This is a genomic window from Chitinophaga sp. MM2321, assembly GCF_964033635.1.
Taxonomy (GTDB): domain Bacteria; phylum Bacteroidota; class Bacteroidia; order Chitinophagales; family Chitinophagaceae; genus Chitinophaga.
On the sequence record NZ_OZ035533.1, the window covers coordinates 692,919 to 718,333 of the forward strand.

13 protein-coding genes are annotated in these 25,415 nt (G+C 42.0%); all 13 read left to right on the forward strand.

The features are described 5' to 3' along the window. The first annotated feature begins 78 nt into the window (after positions 1-78). Positions 79-1,011 carry a TIM barrel protein gene (locus ABQ275_RS02545; RefSeq protein ID WP_349316701.1) on the forward strand — a complete coding sequence of 311 codons (933 nt, stop codon included), beginning with the start codon at positions 79-81 and terminating at the stop codon, positions 1,009-1,011. A 57-nt stretch (positions 1,012-1,068) separates the two neighbouring features. Then, positions 1,069-3,261, forward strand: coding sequence for a GH92 family glycosyl hydrolase (locus ABQ275_RS02550; RefSeq protein ID WP_349316702.1), 2,193 nt, complete (start codon positions 1,069-1,071; stop codon positions 3,259-3,261). Between the two features lie 240 nt (positions 3,262-3,501). Further along, positions 3,502-4,908 (forward strand): sulfatase-like hydrolase/transferase, encoded by a 1,407-nt coding sequence (locus tag ABQ275_RS02555; protein ID WP_349316703.1) that lies wholly within the window; start codon positions 3,502-3,504, stop codon positions 4,906-4,908. A gap of 137 nt (positions 4,909-5,045) precedes the next feature. Then, positions 5,046-6,551 carry an alkaline phosphatase D family protein gene (locus ABQ275_RS02560; protein ID WP_349316704.1) on the forward strand — a complete coding sequence of 502 codons (1,506 nt, stop codon included), beginning with the start codon at positions 5,046-5,048 and terminating at the stop codon, positions 6,549-6,551. A gap of 38 nt (positions 6,552-6,589) precedes the next feature. Further along, positions 6,590-9,157, forward strand: coding sequence for a TonB-dependent receptor domain-containing protein (locus tag ABQ275_RS02565; protein ID WP_349316705.1), 2,568 nt, complete (start codon positions 6,590-6,592; stop codon positions 9,155-9,157). A gap of 1,031 nt (positions 9,158-10,188) precedes the next feature. Further along, a complete protein-coding gene (locus ABQ275_RS02570; protein ID WP_349316706.1) occupies positions 10,189-10,773 on the forward strand; it encodes an RNA polymerase sigma-70 factor in 585 nt (194 codons plus the stop codon). Between the two features lie 110 nt (positions 10,774-10,883). Continuing rightward, a complete protein-coding gene (locus ABQ275_RS02575) occupies positions 10,884-12,083 on the forward strand; it encodes a FecR domain-containing protein (protein WP_349316707.1) in 1,200 nt (399 codons plus the stop codon). Between the two features lie 196 nt (positions 12,084-12,279). Next, positions 12,280-15,765: a TonB-dependent receptor gene (locus ABQ275_RS02580; protein ID WP_349316708.1), complete on the forward strand. Its 3,486-nt coding sequence runs from the start codon at positions 12,280-12,282 to the stop codon at positions 15,763-15,765. A gap of 19 nt (positions 15,766-15,784) precedes the next feature. After that, the gene (locus tag ABQ275_RS02585) at positions 15,785-17,452 is read left to right on the forward strand and encodes a RagB/SusD family nutrient uptake outer membrane protein (RefSeq protein ID WP_349316709.1); all 1,668 of its coding nucleotides are present in this window, start codon (positions 15,785-15,787) and stop codon (positions 17,450-17,452) included. Positions 17,453-17,679: 227 nt separating this feature from the next. After that, positions 17,680-20,949: a ThuA domain-containing protein gene (locus ABQ275_RS02590; protein ID WP_349316710.1), complete on the forward strand. Its 3,270-nt coding sequence runs from the start codon at positions 17,680-17,682 to the stop codon at positions 20,947-20,949. 59 nt (positions 20,950-21,008) lie between these two features. Next, complete coding sequence (locus tag ABQ275_RS02595) at positions 21,009-22,298, forward strand: glycosyl hydrolase family 28 protein (protein ID WP_349316711.1); 1,290 nt, start codon at positions 21,009-21,011, stop codon at positions 22,296-22,298. 102 nt (positions 22,299-22,400) lie between these two features. Further along, positions 22,401-23,705 carry a sulfatase-like hydrolase/transferase gene (locus ABQ275_RS02600; protein ID WP_349316712.1) on the forward strand — a complete coding sequence of 435 codons (1,305 nt, stop codon included), beginning with the start codon at positions 22,401-22,403 and terminating at the stop codon, positions 23,703-23,705. A 123-nt stretch (positions 23,706-23,828) separates the two neighbouring features. Further along, positions 23,829-25,412 carry a sulfatase gene (locus tag ABQ275_RS02605; protein WP_349316713.1) on the forward strand — a complete coding sequence of 528 codons (1,584 nt, stop codon included), beginning with the start codon at positions 23,829-23,831 and terminating at the stop codon, positions 25,410-25,412. The last annotated feature ends 3 nt before the right edge of the window (positions 25,413-25,415 follow it).

The window sequence follows — 25,415 nt, forward strand, 5'->3', positions numbered from 1 at the left end:
AAGTATAGGAACCTGATTGAAATTTCCCTGCCATTACTGATACAGAAAACCGTTTAAAATATTGTCATAGCTATCATCATGAAAAAACAAACAAAAAAAATATTCCGACTCAGATGTTGGTTCCTGGTTATTCCGGTAATGACCGTTCTTTTTCTCGGTGGTTGCGGCGCGTCTCACAAAACCTCCTCCAGTCGGCATGATGCCGGATCCGGTGTTCAAATCGGCACGATCACTTATAGTTTCGGCAAAATGCAGGGGCAATCAATAGCTGCCGTGTTGGATTACGCGATTAGCGCAGGTGTAAACTCAGTAGAGTTAATGGGGGGACCGGTAGAACAATATGCTGGTAAACCCAAAGGAAACGACGCCAAGACGCTCCGGGATTGGCGTGTCGGCATTTCAATGGATAAATTCAAAGAAATCCGCAAAATGTTTGACGAAAAAGGCGTCAGGATCACTGCTCTTAAATTGGGTGAAAAGAACTGGTCCGATGAAGAAATTGATTATGCCTTTAATGTATGCAGGGTATTAGGCGCAAAAGGGATCACCATGGAGATTTCAGAAGAAGTAGCCCAACGTATAGCCCCCTTTGCAAATAAACATAACCTCTTTATCATCCTTCACAATCACGGACAACCTGGTAAGCCGGGCTTTAGCTTTGATAAAATACTGGCATATGGACCCAAAGTGATGCTGAACCTGGATGTAGGTCACTATTATGGCGTTACCGGATTACATCCCAATACAATCATTGAAAGACTGCATGACCGTATTGTATGCCTGCATATAAAAGATAAAACAGGCCCGAAGGCTGCTATACCTGATAAGCCGGTACCATTTGGATCAGGAGGAACGCCCATAGCGGAAATCCTTCAATTGATCCAACAGAAAAAATGGCCGATCATCTGCGATATTGAAATGGAGTATCCTATTCCTGCAGGCTCAGATGCCGTAAAAGAAGTGGCCAAATGTGTGCAGTATTGTCGTGCAGCGCTCGTCGCTAACAAATAGGATGGTTCAACAAAATCTATGAACGAATAAACCCCAATATTTAAATTTTAAATACAAATGAGGCTGTTTTTTTCTGCCATTCTTTTTCTGTCGTTCCTGAGTGCCAATAGTCAAAATCTGTCATCATATGTTGATCCATTCATTGGCACGGCGGGTGGAGGTAATACAAATCCTGGAGCGGTACTGCCCCATGGACTGTTATCACTATCTCCTTTAAATACCTACGACACCTTAAAAAATAGGGGCATGGCAAGTCCATATCGATTCGGGGAGAAAAAGATGTCAGGCTTTTCGCATCTTAATCTAAGCGGAACAGGTTGCCGGGAAATGGGTACTTTCTTGTTAATGCCCACCACCGGCAACCTGGAATTAGTGCCTTATAAATATTGGTCTGATTATTCTAAGGAAGAAGCCTCCCCCGGTTATTATACTGCTCAATTAGACCGGTACCATATCAAGGCTGAACTTACGACCACCCTTCGTACCGGAATTAGCCGCTTTACCTTTCCAAAAGGGAAGTCAAATATTCTGATCAATCTCGGTCTCTCCCTTACCAATCGTAAAGGAGCAAATATACGCCGCGTCTCAGATACCGAAGTAGAAGGCTTTAAATCCATCGGAGGATTTTGCGGCCCTCCAACGATTCAAAATGTATACTTCGTTGCCAAACTGAGCAAAAAGCCTGCGTCCTGTGGGGTTTGGAACGATGAGAGAAAATTCCAGGATTTCCAACGGGAAATTGCCGGTGATAATATTGGGGCGTATTTTACTTTCGATACAGAGGAAAACGAAACAATATCAGTACAGGTAGGCGTATCTTATGTAAGTATAGATAATGCCAGGGAAAATTTACAAAAAGAACAACCCGCTGTTGACTTTAACAGGGTAAGGAATGACGCCTTAAATGCTTGGAACAGTGAATTGTCTAAGATTAAGGTGGAGGGCGGCACTCTCATGCAAAAAAGTATGTTCTATACGGCCCTATACCATATACTATTACACCCGAATATCTTCAGCGATATAAATGGCGAATACCCTGCCATGTTAACCAATGAAATAGTAAAAGCCGATGGCTTCGATCGTTATAGCGTATTTTCTTTGTGGGATACGTACCGGAACGTTCACCCCTTTTTATCCCTTGTTTATCCGAAAAAGCAATCGGACATGGTCAAAACAATGATCGCGATGTACAAGGAAAGTGGCTGGCTTCCTAAATGGGAGCTTGCAGGTATGGAAACGTATGTGATGGTGGGTGATCCTGCACTTCCTGTTATTACAGACACTTATCTCAGGGGAATCAGAAATTTTGATGTAGCACTTGCATATAAAGCGATGAAACATAATGCTACCGTCCCGGAAGTAGATAACCCGGTACGTCCTGGTTCGGATAACCTGCTCAAATATGGATATATTCCGGAGGATGCTACAAACAAAAGAAAGATATGGGGATCTGTTTCTACTGCACTGGAATATGGTATTGCCGATTGGAACCTGGCTCAGTTAGCGAAAGCGCTGGGTAATGACGAAGACTATAAATTATTTAACAACCGATCGCTATATTATAGAAATTATTTTGACCCCAAAACTAATTTTATAAGACCTAGGTTGAGCGATGGTTCATGGTTTGAACCCTTTAATCCATCTGTTGATGGAAATTCATTGCGCTCACAAACCGGATTCGTTGAAGGCAATACCTGGCATTATACCTTTTTTGTACCACATGATATTCCGGGACTCATAAAACTGATGGGCGGCGAAACTAAATTTGTTCGGAAACTGGTTACCTGTTTCGATGACAACTACTTTATCATGAGTAACGAACCGGATATGGCTTACCCTTATCTTTTTAATTATGTAAAGGGAGAAGAGTGGCGTACCCAAAAATATGTGCGGGAAATGATATCCGGGAATTTCAACACTTCGCCAGCGGGACTACCTGGTAACGATGACTGTGGAACCACGTCAGCCTGGCTGCTCTTTGCAATGATGGGCTTTTATCCTGACTGCCCTGGTAATATGAATTTTCAGATTGCCAGCCCGGTATTTACGAAGATTACAATAGATCTTGATGCCGATTTTTACCCTGGAAAAAATTTCGTCATCGAAAGTCCGGGTGCGGAGGAAAACGTTTTCATACACTCATTAAGTTTGAATGGAAAGCCCTATAAAAAATATACGCTGAATCATCAGGATATCGTAACCGGCGGAAGATTGGTATTTCATCTTAAAAAAGAAGGTGTTGGAAAATAGCAGCATGAATGTTGAAAATATAATTTTACCCGCCTCACCATCCTAAACATATTTAAACATCTATACCGGGTTTCAATCAAAAGATGAATCAGGTATTACCTGTTCTTAAATGTAATTTTAAACTATTATTTCATGAATAATTTTGCTACAACATTTTTGAATGTTTGCGCTCCGTTCAGGCTTACTAAGCGCTCGAGGCTAACTACATTCAATAGGAATTACCAATATGGAGGCATCGCGATGTTGGTGTTTTTAATGATATTTGGTGTCGGGCAAACGGTGGCGCAGCATAAAAGTAAGCCTAACATCATCTTGTGTATGGCCGATGATCAGGGCTGGGGCGATATGGGATATAACGGGCACCCGGTTCTTAAAACGCCAAACTTTGATAGTATGGCGCGTTCGGGACTGCGCTTTGATCATTTTTATGCAGCTGCTCCTGTGTGTTCGCCTACGCGCGGGAGTGTTCTCACCGGCCGCCATCCGAACCGTTTTGGCGTTTTTAGCTGGGGAGGGTTGCTCAGGCCGCAGGAAATCACGGTTGCTGAAGCACTTAAGACGGCGGGGTACGTTACGGGTCATTTTGGGAAATGGCACCTTGGCCCCGTACGAAGCGGCAGTCCTATAAACCCCGGTAATAGTGGGTTTGATAGCTGGTTCTCATCGCCCAACTTTTATAACAATAATCCCATTTTGAGCCGTGAAGGTATTGCCGTTCAGACACAGGGAGAAGGCTCCATGGTTACTGCTGATGCGGCCATTGAATTTATACGTGCGCAAACGGGTAATAACCAGCCATTCCTTGCCGTAGTCTGGTTTGGCTCCCCCCATAACCCCTATGCAGCAATTGAACAAGACCTCCAACTGTATGCAGGGCAGGAAGAAAAGCTGCGAAATTATTATGGAGAAATAACCGCAATGGATCGGGCCTTTGGCAAATTGAGGCAGGAATTAAAAACACTTAAAATTGATAAAAATACGATCCTTTTATTTTGTAGTGACAATGGCGGCGTTAAAGGATTCAGCGCTACGGGTGGACGCGGAAACAAAGGTCAGATCTACGAAGGTGGACTCCGGGTTCCCGCTATGCTCGAATGGCCTGACCAAATTCCAAAACCCCGTGTAACAAATATTCCATTCAATACTTCCGACATATACCCCACACTCCTTGAAATTACGGGCGTTAAGATGAAAGACCAACCCCCGCTGGATGGTATTAGTTTCGTACCCTTATTAAAGGGTACCATGAAGTCCAGGACCCAACCAATGGGATTCTGGCAGTATCCCGGTGGTGGTATAAATGAAGGATCATCAGCAGTGTTAATGGCAGCCCTTCTTAAAGAACAGCAGGCCGGAATAACGACTATTGATAGTGCTGGTTTGCATTTGGATGCCGGCGTTATCACCCGTAAATACGCCGAAAGTAGCCTGCCCGGTCACGCTGCCTGGCTCGATTGGCCATATAAACTACATCGGATTAATTCGAAGAATGAGGTGAAATTTGAACTGTACAATCTTGAAGTGGATCCGGAAGAAAAGGATGACCTGTCAGCGCGTCATTCAAAAATAACAAAATCTATGAAGTCACTGATGGAGACCTGGCAGAAATCAGTGATTTTTAGTCTCAATGGTGGCGATTACAGATAACCAGCCGGGCCCGATAAAATAAGTTTCATTGGAGGTTCTTTTTGGAAAAATAAAAAAGCTATGTTTGGGCGTGCTCGACGTCGGTGAGGATTTTATAATTCATATTCAATTAACTATCTCGGTTTTAATTTATCATAATGCATCACGAAAACTCCCGAAGAGACTTCATTAAAAAAGCTGCCCTGACCACTACAGGGTTGGCAGTAGGCTTATATATCAAAAGTAGTGGCGAGGTAACAGGAGCGAACGATGGACCTTATTTTGGCAACGGCTTTCGAAATGGTTGGGCTGACCAAAATTCGGTGGTAATCTGGACACGCCTGACCCAAAATCCCGAAATGAAGGTGAATGGGATGAAATTCAAACTACCTGCCAACACTGAACATAAGGAATTAAAGAAGTGCATCGACGAGAAAAAAATATATGATGCCCAAATACCGGAAGGGTATCAATTGGTGGACATGGAGGGAGCTTGTCCTGGCGCAAATGGAGAGGTGAGACTGACCTTTTATCCCGAAAACAAACTGGCTGCAAAGCAAGAACTGACGTGGATTAAAGTGGATCCGGATAAGGACTTTACGGCACAATGGAAGCTGGATACAAAGCCAGGTACCAGATATATGATTGTATTGGAAGCAAGGACAAATACTGATGCAAAAATTTCAAGTACTACAAAAGGCACTTTCCTTACGCCTCCAGCGGAAGGAGGCGTGAAAGATATCAATTTCTGTATTGTTACCTGTCATGACTACTTACGCCGTGATAATGCTTTAAAAGGACATCAGATTTATCCGGTGATGCTAAATATGGCCCCTGATTTTTATGTGCATACCGGAGATGTGGAGTATTATGATAAACAACAACCCTATGCACTTACCGAAGCGCTGATGAGGTTTAAATGGAACCGAATATTTGCGCTGCCTTACCAAAGGGATTTTTTCAGGCAAATAACAACTTATTTCATGAAGGACGATCATGACACTTTGTGTGATGATGCCTATCCGGGAATGACATATGGTACTGTTTCATTTGAAAGAGGCCTGGAAATTTTCGATAAAGAACAATTTCCCGCCAGCGAAAAACCTTATAAAACCATTCGCTGGGGAAAGGATTTGCAAATATGGTTGGTGGAAGGTCGAAATTTCAGAAGTAAGAACAATGCTCCGGATGGACCTGGCAAAACAATATGGGGGGAGGAACAGAAGGAATGGTTTTTCCGGACCATTAAAGCGTCAGATGCTACGTTTAAAATATTGATATCACCTACGCCGGTTTTAGGTCCCGACCGAAACAATAAACATGACAACTACTCCAATACTAACTTCGAATATGAGGGTGATCAGTTACGTCAGTTTATCAACGAACACGACAACATATTTATATGTAATGGCGATCGGCACTGGCAGTATGTAACCCATTGGGAAAATACCAACCTCTGGGAGTTTGGTTGTGGACCTGGCAGCGACAAACATGCAGAGGGTTGGAATGAAGAGGACAAAATGCCCGCCCATCGGTTTCTTCGGGTAAAAGGGGGGTTTTTAAAAGGGTATGCATTTCGCGAAAATGACGTTCCGGTACTGAAACTTCAGCATTTTGATGTAGATGGGAACAAAGTGCACGAAGAAGTATTTAGGAAGAAATAATTAGTAAAAGACCTGTGAGACCAGTAATAAATAAATTCATGAGTGGATTAAAGATCGAAAAAGCAATTGCGGCAACAAGCGGATCAGTATTAACAAAGGCTTTGTCTGAAAAAAAACGCCCATTCCTTTTAAGTAAAAAGTGTATTTACTTTATTGGTGTTTTATTGGTCATTACGTCAGCGCTATCTGCGCAAAATGCGGGTGTCGGGGGAATAGTCAGTGATCAGTTCACCCATTTACCCATGAGCTATGCAAGCGTGTCTATATATAATACAAGCGACACCAGTTTGGTAAACGGCACAATTACGGATTCAAAAGGCCATTTTCAACTGAATAGATTAAAAGCAGGCCATTTTTACCTGAAAATTCAATTTGTTGGCTATCAAACGAAGATGGTACCTTTTTTAAATCTGTCTGAAGGAGAGAAAGTTGACCTCGGCGTACTATTTGTTAATCCGGATCAAAGAATGTTGGACGAAATTAAAGTTGTTGGAAAGGTCGCAGAAAGTTACAACAAAATTGATAAGCAGGTATATAGAGCAAACCAGTTTGAAGCAGCCAAAGGCGGTTCGGCCATGGATGTCTTAAAAAACATGCCATCGGTGTCCGTAACCGGAGAAGGTGAGATAAGTATGCGGGGTTCTACCGGATTCCTGGTCTTAATTAATGGTAAACCTGTACTAACAGATGCGCAGTTGGTGCTAAGCCAAATCCCTGCCAATGCCATTGAAAATATAGAATTGATTACTGCCCCATCTGCGAAATATGACCCTGACGGAAAATCCGGGATCATCAATATCGTCACTAAAAAGGGGGTGAATGAAGGGCTTTCTTTTGTAGTCAATGTGCAGAAAGGTTTGCCTAGTACCACGGATCATAATAATCTGGAAAAACCGATTCGTTTCGGTGGGGATGTAATGGTGAATTATAAAAATGACAAGTGGGATATATCTGCCGGGGCCAATTACACCAGAAATGATGTAGCCGGTTTCCGGGAAGGGGATGCTTTTACGAAAAACTACAATGATACAAGGGACTATATTACCCGGTTTCCTTCTACCGGGGAAAGAAGTTTTGATAAGCATGATTATGCGGGAAGGATGTCGCTCGATTTTACGCCGGATTCAAACAATGTGTTTTCACTCGGTTTTTTTAGCGGCCGGAGATTTCAATCACGCTTAGCCGATATTCATTATAAAAATAGCGCCACTTACCTGGATGCTGCTGAACCATTTCGGGAAACGGAATATTTTAATTCCAACCTTCAGATAAAAGAAGGGAATTTCACGCTAGGTAATCTGGACTACACGCACATCTTTTTGAATAAATCGTCATTAACGGCTGTTGTTGTGTATGAACGTGCCAATTTGTATGGCAATACCAGGAATCGTAATCTGACGAGCGATACGCCTGGCGCGGATACGCTGCAATATGTTTTTAATCCTTATAAAAGACCTATCAACGGTTACAGGTTTAAATTGGATTATGCGATGTCTGTTGGACGGGGCATTCTGGAGAGTGGTTATCAGTTTAGATACGATACGCAGGAGGGTAAGTTTGATTACCAGGTAACACCTCTGCCCGCGTTTGAGGATCCGGCGAGATTCTCGGGGAGCATGAGCGCCAAAAGCCAGATCAATGCCGTTTATAGTCAATACAGTGCGAAAGCCGGCCAGTTGGAATACATAGGGGGCCTGCGTTATGAATATGCGACCAGAACTGTTGATTTATCATATGATCCCGTTCCGCATAAGCTGAATTTATCCAATTTATTCCCCACTGCCAGCTTACTTTACACGTTGAATAATGGTTGGAAAACCAAGGCGGGGTACAGTAGACGAATACAAAGGACAACGCATCATGAGCTCAATCCCATTCCTGAACGGGAGCATTCGGAAACGCTGGAACAAGGAGATCCCAACCTTTTACCAGAACTTGTAAGCCTCGTTGAACTTGGCGTCATTAAAAACCTTAAGAGCGGATCCTTTTTTGTTACCGCTTATTATCAGGATATAAAAAATGCCATTCAAAGGGTCAATAGCATCTATGCCGATACTATTCTCAACCGGGTGTATACCAATGCAGAAAGAGCCCGATTAACAGGGCTGGAGTTGGGGACCAATTTGCAACCGCTGAAATGGTGGAATCTGTATATAGGTGGGAATGTCTATCATTACAAGATCAATGGCAATCTTAATATTTTAGGTGAGAAATTTAACATCAGTAATACAGCATGGGCCTATTCGATAAATGCCAACACAAATTTTAAATTAAGTAGTACGTGGAGTATTCAGGGGAATCTGAATTATTTGTCTGATCGTCCTACAGCCCAGGGAGAGAATTCTATGTTTTTGACGCCCGGTACATCCGTGAAAAAGACCTTCATGAAGGGGAAGATGTCGGTTATGCTTCAGTGGCAAAATATGGATATGGGTTTTATGGGTTCCGGTCGCCAACGTATTACTACCAGCGGCCCTGGCTTTTATACGACCACCAATTATATTTATGAAACAGATATTTTTATGGTCAACCTTAGCTTTAGCTTAAATAGACTTACCAGTAAATTGAAACTCCCGAAAAGCGAATTGGGTGACAAGGAGTTTTAGAAAATGGAAAGTAATTTTTGATGCTTTTCCGTGGAAGATAAGAAGCAGGCGATAGTATTTAAAACAAGCGTGTCACAGCCACCTTGAGATTAGATACTTGGCCTGCTTTTTTAAGTTTAATCTACATCAGACATTTTTCCTGCACCTATTCAGTAATGCTTTCTTATGGGGGTGAGTGTTAGTACCCTCTTCTGCCCGATGCTTTAGCCTTTCACCGCTGTCAAACTGAGCTGCTTCGCTCCGTTGTAAAATGTAGCTTCACTTACCCATTTCCCGACAATCTCTTGTTTTGATCGCTTTAGTGCAAACACGATTTGTGCTTCTGCAGATCTTGTTTTTGCATCGGTAAATTATTTTCTTTTTAAGTTATTAATAATTGCCCATTTTACCTATTTTTAAACTGTGCTTTGTTTTTGATGAAAGGTCACTGGTTAAACTTAGAAAAAAGCAGTAGATTTAATCGGACAGCTTTCCGGGAAAACGTGAAATGTACCTATATCGAAGTAACATGAGAGCAGATAGACGTATTTACGGCGCAACTATTCAGGATGCATACATAGCCGGCGACCGGTGTAAGTCAGAAGATCAACCAATAGGATGGGAGAACACAACCAAATAGAGCTACCAGAAGTATGGTACAATCTTACCCCATATGAATGAGCGCTGAGCAAGCCAAAAGATGTCAATCTCACTAAAATGCAGGCGTATAGCGTGCTAATGGCATAAATATGGGTGATAGTAACTGGTGAAAGGCTGCGATACTGGTTATTCGATTACATCTGGTAAGTGATGTGAGGTTGTCGGATTTCGAAAGATACACGTATGAAAAAAGACCTGGGAAAAACTCATGATACCTTGTTTACGTTTTCGCGATCGTGAATAATAGGTAGGTACCCTCATATTTTAAATACCCTGATTTTAGTCTGTTCTCTTGCTGCACAAGGGCTGTAGACCGCATTGGATCTGATTTCGATTGGATAGTGATATCACTTTGTAGTAATTAATTTCATTTTATTCAAAACACTAACTTCATGTCTGGCCATTCAAAAAATGATTTGAAGGTGCTACTTTCAAAAGTAGCGGAGGGGGATGAAAATGCCTTTGGGCAGCTTTTTAAATCCTATTATAATCAACTGGGGGATTTTGTAATGCGTATTACTGAATCTGAACCTTTGACACAGGAGATCGTGCAGGATGTATTTTTGAAGATATGGATCAATCGGGATTCCCTTTTAGCGGTAAACTCATTTAAGGCTTATCTGCTGGTAGTGGCAAGAAATCATACGTTCAATTGTCTGAAACAAATAGCCAAGGAAAAATACCAAAAGAATGAATGGATAAAAACAGCATTGCAGCACGCCGATAGTAATGTAGAGGGAAGTAGTGATAGCAACCCTGATCGGCTGATTGACGAAGCCATTGACTTACTCCCACCGCAGCAGAAAAAAGTATATATGCTAAGCAGGAGAGAGGGGAAGAAGCACCTGGAGATAGCTTCCGAGATGAATATTTCTCTTGAAACAGTGAAAAAGCACATGGTGCTGGCACTACGTTTTTTGAAAACCTATCTACGTGCACATATCAACTTCCTGATTTTTTTTGTACCATTTTTTTAAAAGAATGAAAAGTATTTTCAACCCATTACCTCTTTTTGGGATTTTTCTTGTCTTATGGTTGACAAAAAGATCTGGCGCATTACTTTTTGTGAGTATAATAAATGGATAATATGAATGAATCGAGACTGACTTATTTATTTCAGGCTTATTTTAATAAAACCGCTACCATAAAGGAGCGGGATGAATTAATGGCGTTAATATCCCTCGGAGAAAAAGATGAGGAATTAATGGGTTTATTGACAGAGACCTGGGAGAAATTCAGTACTGAAAATCAATTGTTCAGTGAGGCCAGGGGAGAAGAAATGCTTTCGGGAATATTAGAGGAAGGAAAGCGGAATAGCGGGACACCCGTTATTGGGATGAGCAGGTCGTTATTGGGCTGGTTACGGATTGCAGCGGCAGCGGCTATTTTTATTTTTAGTGTTGCCGCAACTTACTATTGGATAAACAATCAACCTCCGGCGCAACAATCGATGTTGTCAGATGAGAGTAGCCACCTGCACAGGAGCACTGTTGTGCCTGGGGGGAATAGAGCGGTGCTCACCTTGTCTGACGGTTCTGAAATTGTACTTGACTCCACGCAGGAAGGTGCTTTGACCCGGCAGGGCAATACCAAAGTAGTGAAGTTGAAAACGCCCACACTGGCCTATAATGCCGGCATTACAGATACGCAGGCGATTATTTATAATACACTTTCCACCCCTGGTGGAGGGAACTATCAGCTAATATTGCCGGATGGGACCAAGGTGTGGCTTAATGCTTCTTCTTCGATTCATTTTCCTACCTACTTCAAAGGTAAGGAACGATACGTAACCGTGACGGGGGAAGTCTATTTTGAAGTGGCTAAGAATGCAACGATGCCTTTTAAAATAAATGCGAAGGGCGTGGTCGTGGAGGTGTTGGGAACTCATCTTAACATTATGGCCTATGATGATGAAAGTTCTGTCAATACAACTTTACTGGAAGGGTCGGTAAAAGTTTCTCAGGGTACTTCGGAAAAAGTGTTGGTTCCGGGTCAGGAATCAAGGGTTGGGAAAACAGGGGATATGGAGGTAGTGCAGGCCGAAATGGAGGAAGTTATGGCCTGGAAGAATGGTTGGTTTGAATTTAATACAGCTGATATCGAAAAAGTAATGCGTCAGATTGCAAGATGGTATGACGTTGAAGTTATCTATGAAGGAAAAATGCCAACCGGTCATTTTTCGGGGCTGGTAAGCCGGCAGAATGACATTTCAGAGGTGTTGAAAATTATGGAAGCTGGCGGTGTACGTTTTAGAATTGAAGGAAGGAAAGTGTTTGTTTTATCTTAAACCTGTTTATCCACGATAAATAACAAAAACAGAGAGACCAATTTTTAAGTTGCTTTGATGTATTTCTCAAATTAAGGCGAAGGATTTACCGAAACGAAACCAGGGGTGTTTGCAGCACCCCCGGGTAATTGTTTGGTCTTATCCATAAATACAAATGGAATGATTGTTCAATGTCTAAACCAAACCTTACAAAAGTATGAAAAAAATCTGTTCGTTTCCATACCAGATCCCAGGTATGAAAATAATCTCCAAAACGTTATTTGTCATGAAAATAACAGCTGTTTTGCTAATTGCTGTATTCCTGCAGGTAAGGGCTGAAAAAACAAATGCACAAAACATTTCGATTTCGGAACGGAATACCAGTTTGGAAAGGGTTTTTAAAGAAATTCACCGAAAAACGGGGTTTCAGTTTTTTTATAAGGTTGAGTTATTACAACAGGCAAAAACTTTTGATATTAACGTCAAAAATGCATCTGTTGAACAGGTGTTGGAACTATGCTTTAAAGGTCAACCCCTGAATTTTACTATCACAAAAAATACCATCACGATTAGGGGAAAGGAAGAAACGCAGCCCGTGAAAGCCCCTGATGCACCTCCTGCGCTTATTCAAGTTAGGGGGAACGTAAACGATGAAAAAGGGAAGCCACTCCCTGGGGTGACCATTCTGGTAGTGGGCGGCAAAAGAGGCACCAGCACGGATGAAGACGGAAATTTTTCAATTTCTGTTCAGGAGAATGCGGCATTACGTTTTAGCCATTTAGGTTATGAAACGGTTAAAATTGCTGTTAATGGTAAGGCTCAACTCGATGTTATCCTACATTCCGCAGATTTCACCTCTTTGAATGATGTGGTGGTGGTGGGCTATGGTACGGTTAAAAAACGGGATCTGACGGGCGCTGTATCTTCTATATCAGAAGACGCTGCGACCGATCGGATTGTTACTTCTTTGGCGGATGTCATGAAGGGACGGGCTGCAGGGGTACAGATTACAGAATCGGATGGTTCACCCGGCAGTGAATCCAGCATCCGTATCCGGGGTGCAGGGTCGATCAACGGGAGTAACGAGCCTTTGTACGTAATAGACGGTATTATTGGTACCGGAGAAGATGTAAGTCCTGCAGACATAGCATCGATAGAGATATTAAAAGATGCATCATCCACTGCAATATATGGATCCAGAGGAGCTAATGGCGTAGTGCTAATTACAACAAAGTCCGGTTCTAAAGGGAAAACAAAAGTTGATATTTATGCGAATTATGGCCTGCAACGCATTCCGCATGAACTTGAGATGATGAAGGCTGCCGATTATGTACATATGCGTTATGACCAGAATGTAAATTATTTTAAAAAGGGGACAACCACCATTGATTCTTTATCATATTATGACGCTGAAGAAAATATATATAAACTTCCTGCAGATCGTGGCGCTTATGGCTATTGGGATGGCTATAACAGCCCCGACTCTATTAATACAAACTGGCAGGATTTAATGTTCCAGGAAGTATTGACGAAAGATATCCGGTTAAATGTTTCCGGGGGTGATGCCAAGCAGACTTACTCACTTTTATTAAATTATTTTGGACAAAATGGAATAATCCCTAACAGCTCAACAAATAATTTTTCCGGCCGTTTCAATTTTAACCAGAAATTACATAAGAACCTGTCGTTAAATCTGAACCTGAATGCGAATACGAAAAATATTAAAGGTGTTTTTGGAGGAGATAGCAAAAGTGTTGTGATGAACACACTTTCTCAACCCCCCACAAAGCCAATTACGTCCAGTGAGCTGGATTTATTTCCTGAAGAAGCAGTAGGCGTAAACAACAATCCCTATTATCAGGTAAATAATCAAACTATTAACAGGTTTAATAATGGGTTAGTATCTTCTCTGACTTTGAATTGGAAAATTAATGACAATTTTAGTTTTCAAACCCAGAATAGCTACATCAATAAAGATGCTTCCAATGAAAATTATTATCCTTCCAACACCCAACAGGGATATTCGGCGAATGGTGTAAGCTCGCTGAGCTTTAACAAGCAAATTAATCTGACGACGGAGAACCTACTGTTTTATAATAAGAAGTTTGGAAAGAGCCATGCCGTGAACGCTTTGTTGGGCGCGTCTTATAACATTGATCGAAATAAAAAAGCGAGCCTTGAAAACAGAAATTTTGCAGTAGAAGAGCTGGGTATTAATGCGATAGGGTTGGGAATAAATCCGCAGATACCTAAAAATAATTTTAATGAATCCTCGCTGGCTTCTTTATTTACCCGGCTCAATTATTCGTATATGGATCGCTACCTTTTTACGGCAACATTGCGCCGGGATGGTTCGTCGCGGTTTGGTAAAAGTAATAAGTTTGCGAACTTTCCGTCAGGTGCATTCGCATGGCGGGTTATTGAGGAGAAATTTCTTCAAAAACAAAAGACACTCAGCGATCTGAAGGTTCGCCTAAGTTGGGGTCAGAGCGGCCAGGAGGCTATACCAGCCTATCAGTCCATCGCATCATTGAATACGGCAATTTACCCTATGAACGGCGTAGATCCGACTTTTGGTTTAGCCATTAATAGTACCCCAAACCCTTCGCTCAAATGGGAAACGACTACACAAACAGATATAGGGTTAGAAGTGGGCTTACTGGACAATATGTTTCACTTCACCTTTGATGTATATAATAAAGTTACCCGTGATATGCTTAATCAGGTAACTACACCATTATCAACCGGATACAAAAGCTATTGGACAAATCTGGGCTCTATCCAAAACCAAGGATTGGAAATCAGTATGAATGCCGCTGTTATCCGAAATAAGCACTTCAATTGGAACGTGACCTATAATATGGGGTTCAATCGTTCGAAAGTTATTGAATTGAACCAGAACGGTTACATTCAAAGAAACCCATCAGGGAACTTTCAGTCGATGGTTAACATCATTCAGGAAGGATACCCGCTCGGACTCTGGTACGGATTCAAGAAATTAGGGGTTTACCAAAGCCAGTCGCAAATTGATAAAAGTGGGATCACCTCAATTTTTGGAACAGACATCAGTAAATACGAGCCCGGATCCTACATAATAGAAGATATCAATCACGATGGCGTTATTGATAATGGAGATCAGCAGATATTGGGGAAAGGGACCCCTGACTTTTCGGGTGGTTTTATTAATAGATTCTCCTATAAAGGGTTTGATTTATCAGTGGTGTTGCAATTTAGCTATGGTGCCGATATTGTGAACGCCACAAGGGTCCGGCTCTCCCGCTTACAAAGCTGGTCAAACCAAATGAGGGATTTGAACGACAGGTGGTTTCCCACGCTCTATACTATCAATCCAGATGAAACCAGAGGCGATCTGTTTATTGAGGGCAGCCCAAGTGATCAATACAAACGGAAGGGATTTTTTGCAGATGACCATTTGTATAGTGACAACATTGAGAATGGATCTTTTATTCGTTTAAGTGATGTTACGTTAGCTTATACAATACCCATAAAAGCAATAAGGGCGTTAAAAATCAGCAACATAAAGCTTTTTGCAAGCGGTAAAAACCTGTACGTATTGACAAGGTATTTGGGCTATGATCCTGAAGTGGGCACTTCAAATAGCAATACGCTGGCGCCCGGAATGGATTGGAGCGCTTATCCAAAACCAAGAATTGTGACATTAGGAGCAAATATTACCTTTTAGTTGAGAAAAATATACAAATATGAAGAAATTTTTCCCCTATAAACTTTCACTGGTATTAATAGTATTGATCGCAACGTGTATTTCTTCCTGTGAAAAGATGCTGGAAGAAAATCCAAAATCTTTTTTGAACCCCAATGCATTTTTTGTTGATGACGTTTCTCTTAAAACGGGTATAACAGGGGCATATGCGATAACGCAAAGTCTTTATACAAATAATATGGCCACCATTATAGCAGGTGTGGGAACTGATATAGAAACGAGTACGGGGGGGGCGGGGCAAAGACAGGATTTGGACACCTATGCATCTACAGGACTGACTTCTGTTTTCAGAACATATTGGGCTGATAATTATATACTAGTACAGCGGGCATGTGCTATGATTGAAAGAGCTCCTGATGTGAGTGGCGCCAGCGAGGGAGTTAAACGCAGGGTTGTTGCGGAAGCGAAATTTTTAAGAGCACTCGCATATTTGAACCTGGTGCGGGCGTTTGGAGAGGTACCGTTGGTAGTCAAAGAAACAGTTTCTCCTGATTTTGACTTACCCAGGGCTCCTATAAAAGACGTTTATGCCAGGATACTGGCAGATCTGGACGATGCGTTGGAAGAGGGGGCCTTACTTAAAGTGAAGGATGTTGCGGAGCCTGGCAGAGCAAATTACTGGGCTGTTAAAGCGTTAAAAGGAAGGGCGTTAGTTAGTATGGCTGCTTACAAGGAATCGGCTAAAATTCCTGGATATGCCCAGATCGATCAAACAGTTCAATCTTTGTACGAACAGGCGAGAGATGTTTTAAAAGACGTGATCGATGCGGGCGTGTATGATTTGGAGCCGTTATACACAGATGTATTTTCCATAGATAAAAAGAACAGCAATGTAGAATCAATATGGGATGTACAGTTTTCGGTGGATCCTTATGGTAGCTCATGGAGTAAGGATTTTTACGGACTCCAGGGCACGGGTAAGAAGCCGACGAATACATTCAGGTTTTTTGCTTCCATCGGCCAGAGTGCTATAAAACCCGCACCCTCTTTCTATTATTTCTTTAAGGACGGAGATAGTCGCAGAGAAATAAATGTGCCTACTTATACCATTGACTTTACGAATAATGTACCGACCAGTAAAAAGTCCTTTGATATAAAAGTGGCGATGGACCCTAATGAAACTAAGGCAGCTCCTATCTGGACGTTGATGGGAACCGCCAAATATCAGTGGGGAGCCTGGAATGCAGAGATGCCTTTCCTGTTCAGTCAATGCCCTAATAATATTAACATTATCAGGTTCGCTGATGTATTGCTGATGTATGCCGAAGCGGCCTTAAAAGCGAATGGTGGTCTGGCCCCTGAATCAGCCGTTGATGCGGCAAATAGGGTGGTAAAAAGGGCGAGGGGACTAGATGCAGGTGGCAAGGTCATTCCTGCAAGCGCTACACCCAACTTCCCGAATTATACGACAGCCACTTTGACCTTTGACGAAATTTTGCAGGAAAGAGCCAGAGAGTTGTGTTTTGAACATATCCGATGGTACGACCTAGTAAGAACCGGACTTCTTAAAGTAAAAGTTGAGGCAAGATATACGCCAAAAGTTAAGGTAACGATAGATGAAAGTATGGATTACCTATACCCGGTACCATCAGTGGAAATTGATGTTACCACTAATACGGCTGGTTTTAAACAGAATCCTGGATATTGATTGTCACAGACAATCAGCGCTTCCAATCTTTGAAAGTTGATGTGTAGCTGAATATGGATCTTATAGAAGGATCCATATTCGGTTTGAAATAAATATAAGCACCCGGCATTTACTCAAAATCCCGGTAGACATTTATCAACAGGTGTCTAAAAATTCCTATTGGCGTGTTGTGCTGTACACTCTATAGATGTAAGCCCACGCACAAAATCTAACTTATCGAATATCTAATGAAAAAACATTTAATAATTTATTCGCTGACCATTTTAGCAGTTGTTTTGGTGCTAACGGGTTGTAACAAACGTGCCGGAAATCCAAAAGTATTGGTATTTACAAAAACGTCGGCGTTTCGGCATGCGTTTATAGATGAACGCGCCAATGCTGTTGTGAAAATTGGGAAAGAAAATGGTTTCGAGGTGGATACCACATCTGATGCGGAAAGGTTTACCGAAGCCGCATTGAAGGACTACGCCGCCGTTGTTTTTTTTAATACTGCTGATACGGCAGATGTGCTGCTGGACAACTATCAGAAGAATGCTTTTCAACGTTATATTCAAGCAGGTGGAGGATTTGTGGGTATTCATACTGCCATAGAGGCCGGCAGTCATTGGGGCTGGTACAGGAGATTGGTAGGCGAAAATAGTTACAAAGATACGGCCAATGGCTATGATCATCCAGCAACATGGTACCAGGAATATGACGGCGGCAGAGCGTGGTGTATGGCACTTAGTCCTACTGAGGAGCTGTACAACGATTCCAGTTATTTAAAGCATATCCTGGATGGTATCAAATATGCAGTAGGTGAGAATAAAGTATTGAATTATGCAAAAGCGACAACACCACCTGTACCTGAAGAAGATCGGTTTGCGAAAGTACAATTGGTAGATGGCGTTTTTTTCGAGCCAACAGAAATGACCATTCTCCCCAATCTCGATATCCTGGTGGCACAACGGAGGGGTGAAATCATGGTATACAAAGACGACACCAAATCGGTTAAACAAGCAGGTTTTTTAAACGTATACTGGAAAACAGGCAATTCCGGTGTAAATGCCGAAGAAGGATTGATGGGTATACAAAAAGACCCTGATTTTGCAAAAAATAATTTTATCTATGCATATTACAGCCCGGCAGACACGTCCGTGAACCGGCTGTCGCGTTTTACTTATACCAACGATAGCATTGATGTAAAATCAGAGCGGATACTGTTGCAGTTTTATTCCCAAAGGGAAATATGCTGCCATACAGGCGGGTCCATCGCATTTGGTGACAATAGAATGCTTTATTTATCCACCGGTGATAACACCACGCCATTTAATGAGCCCAATCAGCCTTTTGTAAGTCATGGATATGCGCCCATGGATGACCGGCCGGGGCACGAGCAATTTGATGCCCGCCGAAGCGCGGGTAATACCAACGATTTGCGTGGTAAAATCCTCCGGATCCGTGTAAATGAAGATGGAAGCTATACGATACCAGATAATAACTTATTTCCAAAAGGAACAGAAAATGCAAGACCCGAAATTTTTGTGATGGGCAACCGCAACCCCTACCGGATTTCGATAGATCAGAAAAAGGGATTTTTATATTGGGGTGAAGTAGGGCCTGATGCAAAAAATGACAGCATGGAAACACGTGGCCCGCGAGGGTACGATGAAATTAACCAGGCACGGGAAGCAGGGTTTTTCGGGTGGCCTTTTTTTGTTGGGAATAATATCCCTTACGTTGCTTACGATTATGCTACTGGCGAATCTGGTCTTCCCTTTGATCCGGGAAAACCAATTAATAATTCGCGGAATAATACAGGACTGCAACAGTTACCTCCTGCGAAGCCGGCATTTATCTGGTATCCTTACGGCGTATCAAAAGAATTTCCACAGGTAGGAAGTGGCGGGAGAACCGCGATGGCCGGTCCCGTTTACTATACTGATTTGTATCCAAAGAAAACCCGCATGCCCGATTATTACCACAACAAATTCTTTATTTATGAATGGGTCCGCGGCTGGATAAAAGTGCTGACTTTGTTACCAAACGGAGATTTCGATAGTATGGAACCTTTCATGTTAAGTACAAAATTTGCCAACCCTTCAGATATGGAAGTGGGCCCTGATGGTAGAATTTATATACTTGAATATGGCAGTGGATGGTTTTCTAAAAATGCAAATGCGGGCCTGGCGCGTATTGATTATATAGCGGGCAACAGACCTCCGAAGGCTACAGCCATAAAAGTAGATAAAACCTCCGGGGCCTTGCCTTTCCAAATAACAGCACAGGTAACAGCAAAAGATCCTGAGAACGACAAAATTACTTATATATGGCATATTGATGATGGAACAACAAAAGAAACATCCGGACCGAAGCTGCAACATACCTTTAACAAAGAGGGCGACTATGCGATCTGGGTGGAGGTGAAGGATGATAAAAACGCTTCTTCAAAGAGCAGTGTTGTAAGTGTATATGCAGGTAATGAAGCACCGGCAGTAAATATTAAAATCGATGGTAACAAAACATTTTATTTCCCCGGTAAAGAAGTAAAATATGAAGTGGTGGTGAGTGACAAAGAAGATGGTAAGAATATCGACTTGGGTAATTTGATTGTTTCGGCTGAATATCACTCCAGAACGGGTAAGGCTGGTTCATCACAAGGACATCAGACATTAAGCAGGGCCATGATGGGTAGAAATAAGATGCTTACATTGGATTGCATGAGTTGTCATAAAGTAGATGAGAAATCAGTGGGGCCCTCATTTACAGCCATTTCACAACGATATAAACCAGGTTCGAAATCCGTTACACACCTTGCGGAGAAAGTAATGGAAGGTGGTAGTGGCGCCTGGGGGCCTGTGGCCATGCCTGCACATCCTGACTTAAAGGAAAGCGATGCAAAACTGATTACTTCATGGATATTATCCCTAAACCTGCAACTGAAGTCATTGCCTCCAAAAGGAGCAGTAAATACCGCTTTGAATAAGCCCGTCACAGAGGAGGGCGATTTGTATATTTCTGCTACTTATACAGATAGAGGTGGAATGAATAGCAAGCCGCTGATGGGTAATAAATCGCTGATATTGAAAAATCCCAAAATTACTTTTGATGAGATCAATATCATGCAGGGCTTTAGTAAATCCATTATCAATGGATCTTCCTATATGATGTTGCCACCAGCCGGTGGGTGGGTGGGAATTGGCAACATTGACCTGTCCGGCATATCGCGCGCCGCACTGACATTGGGCTGGGAGAAAACACCGGTTGCCGGCTGTGTCTTGGAAATAAGGATGGATGCGCCTGATGGGAAGAAAATAGGAGAATTTTCTTTTGCAGGTAAAGGACAAAACCATGAGGAGAGTGCAGCGGCAGTTCAGTTGGATTTTATCACCCTTACGGCTGATTTAACACATGAGAATGATGGTAAGCAGCATAATATCTACCTGGTAAGTAAAGCAAATGATGCAAAAATACCGAACGATATGATGCTTTCGCACATACAGTTTTTTTTAAAATAGTTGCTGGCAGATAAGGCAGCAAAATTAAGGGTCTGGGTAATATGCTTTAATTCTTATTTATGAAGAAGATGTTTTTATTTTTATTTTGCTGCCTGTTTGTGGCTTCTTCAATACAATCGCAAACCAACGCCCTGTTAATTGTTAATGTACCAGCTAATGAAGGCGGCCTGGTAACCGCAAAAATACAGCAGTCTATTGACTCCTGTGCAGCTGCAGGGGGAGGAGTTGTCCGTTTTTTGAAGGGCAGATATTTAACCGGGGCATTACAACTAAAGAGTAATGTTACGTTACGGTTAGAAAAAGGATCGGTGTTGCAGGGTAGTAATAATTATCTCGACTATGGCAAAGGAGAATGGAGTAATAGTCTGATTTCGGGAGACAACCTGGTTAATATCAGGATTGAGGGAGAAGGACTTATTGATGGATCCGATTGCTTCAATCCCAAAGGAGAGAACAGTTTCCGTGGACCCCATGGTATAAGACTTACAAACTGTAGCAATATTGTTATTCAGGGGATAACCATCATCAATGCAGCAAACTGGACGATAAATTGCAGAAATTGTAGTGACGCAACGATTAAGCAGGTTTCAATAAGAGGTGGATATGATGGGCTTCATACAAGGTTTTGTAAAAATTTTACAGTTTCGGGATGTGATTTTCGAACCGGAGACGATGCATTTGCTGGAAATGATAACATTGATTTTTTGGTGTACGACTGCAAAATCAATACTTCATCCAACGCTTTCAGATTTGGGTGCTTGAATTTTACAGTTAAAAATTGCTCGATATGGGGCCCGGGTGAGTATCCACACCGGGTTAGTCAGAGAACAGAAATGCTGGCTGCTTTTGTGCATTTTTCGCCAAAAGATGATCATTCAAAACAGCCAAGCGGCAACTGGCTTATTAAAGACGTGACGATTAACCACGGAGATTGTCTTTATTATTATAATTATGAAAATGGGCTGTGGCAAAACGGACAACCTGTCACCAACATCGTTTTTGAGAATATAAAGGCTACAGAGATGCTGCGGTCTTTCAGCATTAATGGTGACCAAAATAAAAGTCTGCGGATGACTATTCGAAACGCAAACTTTTCATTCCGGGAGGGAGCAAAGAATTATGAATTAATTTTTGAAGGTAATAGAAAAACCGTTTCGTCCGCTTTCTTCCATGTAATGAATTTTGATAGTCTTGCATTGCGTAATGTCACATTTGAACACTATTTCAAATCCCCGGTATTGCATTTAGTGGCTGGTAATAGTGTTCGGCTTGATAGTATCAACTATTTTCCGGATGTTATATCACAGCCGGTAAAGTTAGAAAATGTGGTTACATCATTTAGCAATTAAAATGGAAGATGTAGACATGTTTTCAAACTGATATTAAATTATAAATGATTAAAAAATGAAAAGTACAATCATCTTACTTCATTTATTGTTCGTGGCATCTTTTTGCACTTTTGCCCAACAAAAAAAAAGCCTAACATCCTCGTTATCTTAACTGACGACCTGGGGTACCATGATGTTTCGTATTACGGAACACCGGATATCCGAACACCGAATATTGACAATCTTTGTAAAGCAGGGATCCGTTTCGATAATTTTTATGCGAATTCCCCCGTGTGTTCCCCCACCAGAGCCGCTTTGTTAAGTGGTCGTTACCCGGAAATGGTGGGTGTTCCCGGGTTGGTGAGATACAGGGCGGATGATAATTTTGGATTTCTTATGCCGGATGCCATGCTGCTCCCTAAACTATTAAAGCAGGAGCACTACCACACGGCGATCATCGGTAAATGGAATTTAGGGCTTGAAACGCCTAATACGCCTAATGAAAAGGGGTTTGATTTTTTTCATGGATTTCTGGATGATATGATGGAAGATTACTCGACCCATCTTCGTCATGGGAAAAATTTCATGCGTGAAAATCAGCAGGTGGTAAATCCAAAGGGGCATGCTACTGATATCTTCACGGAATGGGCGGTTGATTATATTCATAAACAAAGTAAAAGTCAGGATCCTTTTTTCCTATACCTGGCGTATAACGCCCCACATACTCCCATACAGCCTCCGGCTGAATGGCTGGCAAAAGTAAAAGTACGAGAGCCGCATATATCCGAAAAAAGGGCGAAACTGGTTGCTTTGATTGAGCATTTGGATGATGGGGTAGGGAAAGTTATCCAGGCCTTAAAAGAGCGGGGATTATATGAAAATACCTTGATTGTTTTTTTAAGTGATAATGGTGGGGAATTGTCTGTGGAAGCGAACAACGGCGCATTAAGAGGAGGAAAAGGTAGTATGTATGAAGGTGGTATCAGGGTGCCTGCATTTCTTGTTTGGGCAAACGAAATAAAAGCAGGTGCTGTGAGCACACAGCTGGCACTTACAATGGATATCTATCCTACCATCAGCGAAATTACCGGCGCCAGCATCAACCACAGCATTGATGGACAGAGCCTGCTTCCGATACTGAAAAAGCCTTCTGAAAAACTTGCCGAACGTCCGGTTTTTTTTATTCGCAGAGAAGGAAACCGCCAATATGGTGGGCAAACCATACAAGCGGTTATTGCTGATAATTGGAAACTGCTCCAAAATACCCCGTACGGTCCTTATGAACTTTATCATCTTTCAGACGATCCATTGGAAAAACACAATCTTATCACTTCTCAGGTTGATCAACACAGATCGTTACAGCACCTGCTGATGAAACAAATCCAAAAAGGAGGAAGTGTTCCCTGGCAAAAAACTGAAAATGATTAGTAATTGTCGCAGGAACTTATTAATCTTACAGGATGTACAAAAGGGCCGAATAAAAATGACTGAATAACTAAATACCGGTGCGGGTTATAAATCATTTAAAAAATTAAAATTGGAATACTAGATATGAAAAAACATTCAAAATATGGACTGACTTTTATAAACGTCATTGTTTTGCTGTTTGTTAACGCTTGTTTTGTTGTAGCCCAGAACGCCGTAGTGAAACAGGTGGGTGGTTCATTAAAGCTCGCTAAGGCTTCGGAAGGTAAGCCCCGGAACGTTGTCTTTATACTAACAGATGATCATCGTTATGATGCTTTGGGATTTTTGAAGGCACAATCTTTTATTAAGACGCCGAATCTGGATCGGCTTGCACAGGGAGGGGCTTATTTGCCTAATGCTTTCGTGACCACTTCTTTGTGCTCACCTTCGCGGGCTTCTATTCTTACAGGACTTTATGCGCACAAACATCAGGTGGTGGATAATAATAATCCGGTATCAAAGGATTTGGTTTTTTATTCGCAGTACCTGCAGCAGGTTGGCTATGAAACAGCCATGATCGGTAAATGGCATATGGGAGGCAATTTTGACGATCCACAGAGAGGCTTTGATTATTGGGTTTCTTTTAAAGGACAGGGATCGTATTTGCCCGAAAAGAATGGGTTTAACGTGAATGGAAAGCATGTGGTACAGAAAGGATATATTACGGACGAGCTAACGGATTATGCGCTGGATTTCCTTAAGCACCATAAAAAGAATAAACCTTTTATGTTGTATCTGTCGCATAAGGGCGTACACGCTGGTTTTATTCCGGCTGATCGCGACAAAGACATGTTTAAAGATTATAGTTTTCAACCACCTTTTACGATGGAGATCGGAACACACCAGGGAGCCCCGATGTGGTTGCAAAATCAAAGAAATTCCTGGCATGGTGTTGAGTTCCCGTATCATAGCAGTTTGAATATCGGAGAATATTATAAACAATACGCGGAAACCCTTTACGGCGTGGATCGATCTGTAGGACGTGTAATGGATTACCTGAAAGAACAGGGTTTGTTGGAGTCCACCTTGATTATTTATATGGGTGATAATGGTTTTCAATTCGGAGAACACGGTCTTATTGATAAGCGAACCGCCTACGAAGCCTCGATGCGGGTTCCAATGCTGGCTTATTGTCCGGAATTAATTAAACCGGGTACCGTTGTAACAGAAGTGGTTGCTAACATTGACATAGCGCCGACTATTTTGAATGTGGCGGGGCTGAAAGCACCGGATTATATGGATGGGAAGAGTTTTTTACCGTTTCTAAAAGGTGAGCAGCAGCCCTGGAGGGACGGATTGCTGTATGAATATTACTGGGAGCGTAATTTCCCGCAGACGCCTACTATACACGCACTAAGAGGAAATCGTTATAAGTATATTCATTATACAGGAATATGGGATACCGACGAACTTTATGATTTACAGACGGATCCCCTTGAGGCTAAAAATCTGATTCATGATAAAGAGCACCAGAAAATTGTCAATCAAATGAATAAAGAGCTTTTTGAACAATTGAAAAACTCCGGTGGAATGTATATTCCGCTATACCCGGATGCTGGGTCGCAGCAAAATTTGAGGAACGAGTACGGCTCGCCTTCCGCTTCGTTCCCTTCTGAAATAAAGCGTGGTGAAGATGCTTCTCCTTCTTCAAATAAGCAAAGCAAATAATTA

Excerpts from the sequence above, each read along its gene's own strand:
- ABQ275_RS02570 (WP_349316706.1), top strand. The coding sequence starts at position 10,189 with ATGTCTGGCCATTCAAAAAATGATTTGAAGGTGCTACTTTCAAAAGTA.
- ABQ275_RS02605 (WP_349316713.1), top strand. The coding sequence starts at position 23,829 with ATGAAAAAACATTCAAAATATGGACTGACTTTTATAAACGTCATTGTT.
- ABQ275_RS02545 (WP_349316701.1), top strand. The coding sequence starts at position 79 with ATGAAAAAACAAACAAAAAAAATATTCCGACTCAGATGTTGGTTCCTG.
- ABQ275_RS02590 (WP_349316710.1), top strand. The coding sequence starts at position 17,680 with ATGAAAAAACATTTAATAATTTATTCGCTGACCATTTTAGCAGTTGTT.
- ABQ275_RS02550 (WP_349316702.1), top strand. The coding sequence starts at position 1,069 with ATGAGGCTGTTTTTTTCTGCCATTCTTTTTCTGTCGTTCCTGAGTGCC.
- ABQ275_RS02560 (WP_349316704.1), top strand. The coding sequence starts at position 5,046 with ATGCATCACGAAAACTCCCGAAGAGACTTCATTAAAAAAGCTGCCCTG.
- ABQ275_RS02555 (WP_349316703.1), top strand. The coding sequence starts at position 3,502 with ATGTTGGTGTTTTTAATGATATTTGGTGTCGGGCAAACGGTGGCGCAG.
- ABQ275_RS02585 (WP_349316709.1), top strand. The coding sequence starts at position 15,785 with ATGAAGAAATTTTTCCCCTATAAACTTTCACTGGTATTAATAGTATTG.
- ABQ275_RS02580 (WP_349316708.1), top strand. The coding sequence starts at position 12,280 with ATGAAAAAAATCTGTTCGTTTCCATACCAGATCCCAGGTATGAAAATA.
- ABQ275_RS02595 (WP_349316711.1), top strand. The coding sequence starts at position 21,009 with ATGAAGAAGATGTTTTTATTTTTATTTTGCTGCCTGTTTGTGGCTTCT.
- ABQ275_RS02565 (WP_349316705.1), top strand. The coding sequence starts at position 6,590 with ATGAGTGGATTAAAGATCGAAAAAGCAATTGCGGCAACAAGCGGATCA.
- ABQ275_RS02575 (WP_349316707.1), top strand. The coding sequence starts at position 10,884 with ATGAATGAATCGAGACTGACTTATTTATTTCAGGCTTATTTTAATAAA.